The organism is Bradyrhizobium sp. (genome assembly GCF_049691595.1).
In the GTDB taxonomy this organism is placed as follows: domain Bacteria; phylum Pseudomonadota; class Alphaproteobacteria; order Rhizobiales; family Xanthobacteraceae; genus Bradyrhizobium.
Genome location: NZ_JBAVNZ010000450.1, coordinates 1 through 2,503, shown reverse-complemented (window position 1 = coordinate 2,503; position 2,503 = coordinate 1). Strand labels below are relative to the sequence as shown.

General features: G+C 60.0%; 4 protein-coding genes. All 4 read left to right on the top strand.

The genetic code is table 11. The features are described from left to right. The coding region (locus WCE35_RS19080) for a hypothetical protein (RefSeq protein WP_424594885.1) at window positions 1-630 on the top strand (630 nt) is incomplete at its 5' end. A 177-nt stretch (window positions 631-807) separates the two neighbouring features. Further along, window positions 808-1,098, top strand: a complete 291-nt coding sequence (locus WCE35_RS19075) for a BrnT family toxin (protein ID WP_424594884.1) — start codon at window positions 808-810, stop codon at window positions 1,096-1,098. Then, window positions 1,095-1,349 carry a BrnA antitoxin family protein gene (locus tag WCE35_RS19070; RefSeq protein ID WP_424594883.1) on the top strand — a complete coding sequence of 85 codons (255 nt, stop codon included), beginning with the start codon at window positions 1,095-1,097 and terminating at the stop codon, window positions 1,347-1,349. Before WCE35_RS19075 ends, WCE35_RS19070 begins: the two co-directional genes overlap by 4 nt. 138 nt (window positions 1,350-1,487) lie before the next feature. Continuing rightward, entirely contained in the window at window positions 1,488-2,333 is an 846-nt protein-coding gene (locus WCE35_RS19065) for a GIY-YIG nuclease family protein (RefSeq protein ID WP_424594882.1), read from the top strand. Window positions 2,334-2,503: the final 170 nt, after the last annotated feature.

Here is a 2,503-nt window from a genome sequence, read left to right as displayed (position 1 = left end):
TGCGCCGTCCGCGCGCTTGAAAGCGCGTCAGCCGGCCGCTCAACGCGAGCGTTAGGCAACTTTCAGATGCGTGGGTGGTACATCGTCGCGCTATTGGTGGGGCTCATCATGCGGTGGGACGGTGTCGAAGCAGCAACGCCTGACCAATGCGCAAGGCTGATCCCTTCAGATGTCGCCGCCCTACTGGTGAAAGCTTATTCCGGCTATAGGCTCCCGCGCGCCAGTGACAATCTCGAGGAGGACATAGTCACCAGTCGAAACAATGGTGGAAGCGGCTGTCTGGGCGTCGCGGTAGCGGACTTCTCAGGTAGCGGTAAGCCGGGCGTTGCTGTCCTAATGACAGCGCTAAAGGGAAGTGGTTTTGTGGTTGCGGTTGCCTTGTTCCGCACTGGATCCTGGCATGTGGCAGAGATCTATCGCGAGCGCGAGGGGCGCTCAAGTCAGTACATTGAATCGGTTGCGCCAGGCCGCTATGACCATGTGGAAACCTACGAACCGAATAAGTCTAAGGGCGAACTTGAGTATTTGAACTGTTTACACTCTGGCTTCATGACCGGAACATTTGAAGCTTCGGGCGATGTCTTCTGCATCGCAAAGGGTAGGTGGCAGCATGTGCCCGTCATTGACTAAGGAAAAGTTGCCTAACTACGCGTTGCAGCGGACGCTGGATACGGTAGCGATGCGCTCGGCGCGCGCGACAAACAAGTTTGCGCGCGCCTCGCGTGGCTGGCGGCAGCGCGGCGCCGCTCAACGCGAGCGTTAGCTGGCTCTTGTTGCTGGCGGGCGACTTGACGACGGTGCACGAATGTGCATACACTATCGGCCGTGGACTACGAGTGGGATCCAGCCAAATCGGCCGCGAACTTCAAGAAGCACCGTGTCCGGTTTGCGGATGCTGCGCTTTCGCTTGAAGACCCTGCAGGGCTTTCGACCCCTGACCCGGACACTTCGGGCGAGCCGCGGTTGATCTTTCTTGGTGCCGATCCAGCTGGTCGTGTTCTGGTAACGGTCTATACGTTGCGCGGGCGATCCACACGCATCATATCTTCCCGCAGGGCGAGTCGCGCTGAGCGGCGCGCATACGAGGCACAAACATGAGGAAAGAATACGACTTTTCGAAGGCAAAACGCGGCGCAGCAGTAGCGGCGCCGAAGGGCAAAGCCAGGATCACAATTCGTCTCGACGAAGAGGTGCTGAACTGGTTTAAGGGCCAAGTTGACGCAGCGGGCGGAGGCAACTACCAAACCCTAATAAACACGGCTCTGGTCGATCACATCAAGCGCGAGGCCGAGCCGCTCGAAAGGACACTACGTCGTGTGCTTCGTGAAGAGCTGCGAAAAGCCAGCTAACTACGCGTTCGAGCCGTCCGTGATGCGCCTATTGTGCGCACCGCGGGCGCTAAGGCAGTTTGCGCCCGCGGCGCCTGTTCAGGCGGCGTGCCCGGCCGCTCAACGCGAGCGTTAGACGGACTGGAACAGACGGGAGACATGCCAAGCGCAACGATAAAGCTCTTCTTGGTCCATGGCGACGCTCAACGCCTGCGGATCGCCGCCCTGTCGAATTGGACGGGTAAGGCGGTCGCGGGACCGCGCAGCGAACTGGACGGCGTGCTCGCCCGTGACGAGGCCGCCAAGTCTGGCGTGTACCTCCTGACGGGCGTCGATCCCGAGTCCGGCAAATCTGCCGTTTACATCGGCGAGGCTGAGAGTGTTCGCGATCGACTGCGCGGCCACCTAGACAGAGACTTCTGGAACCATGCGCTGTTCTTTGTCTCTTCTGACGAGCACCTCACCAAGGCCCATGTCCGATACTTGGAGGGTCGCCTCATAGAACAGGCAACGGCAGCTGGGAGGGCGCAGGTCGTCAACTCTCAGGCTAGCGGATCGAGACTTCCGGAATCTGACCGCGAGGACATGGAGATCTTCTTGGAGAAGATTCACCAACTCTTGCCGGTGCTCGGTGTCGATGCGCTGGTTCCGATCGGTTCGCCAGCCGTCGGTCGCGCGATCGAGCGAACCCTCATCTGCGAGATCAAGGGGCTCAAGGCGACGGGTCATCTCACACCGAACGGCCTTGTCGTGCTGAAAGGCTCCCAGGCCGTCCTGAAGGAGCGTCCGTCCGCCGAACAGTTTCCGAGCGCCATCGCGCCGCGGAGACAGTTGATCCAAGATCAGGTGCTTGTTGAGGATGGTGGCCACTTCACATTCACTCGCGATACAGAGTTCACCAGCCCAAGTGCGGCGGCCACGGTCATTCACGGAGGCTCGGCAAATGGACTTCTTGCCTGGAAGACTGTTGCTGGCAAGACACTCAAGGATCTCGAGGCCGTCTAACAACAGCATGCAGCGGACGGCGCTGCGCGCCGCCGCTGATGCTGGTCGTTCGACGACCTGACTATGGCGCTACTTCCACCTTTTTACCTCGACAGCGTGGTCGCACTCGGCGTTGGCGACGATGCGGCGACTAGGCGCTGGGTAGGTACCGGCTTCATCTATGGAAATCT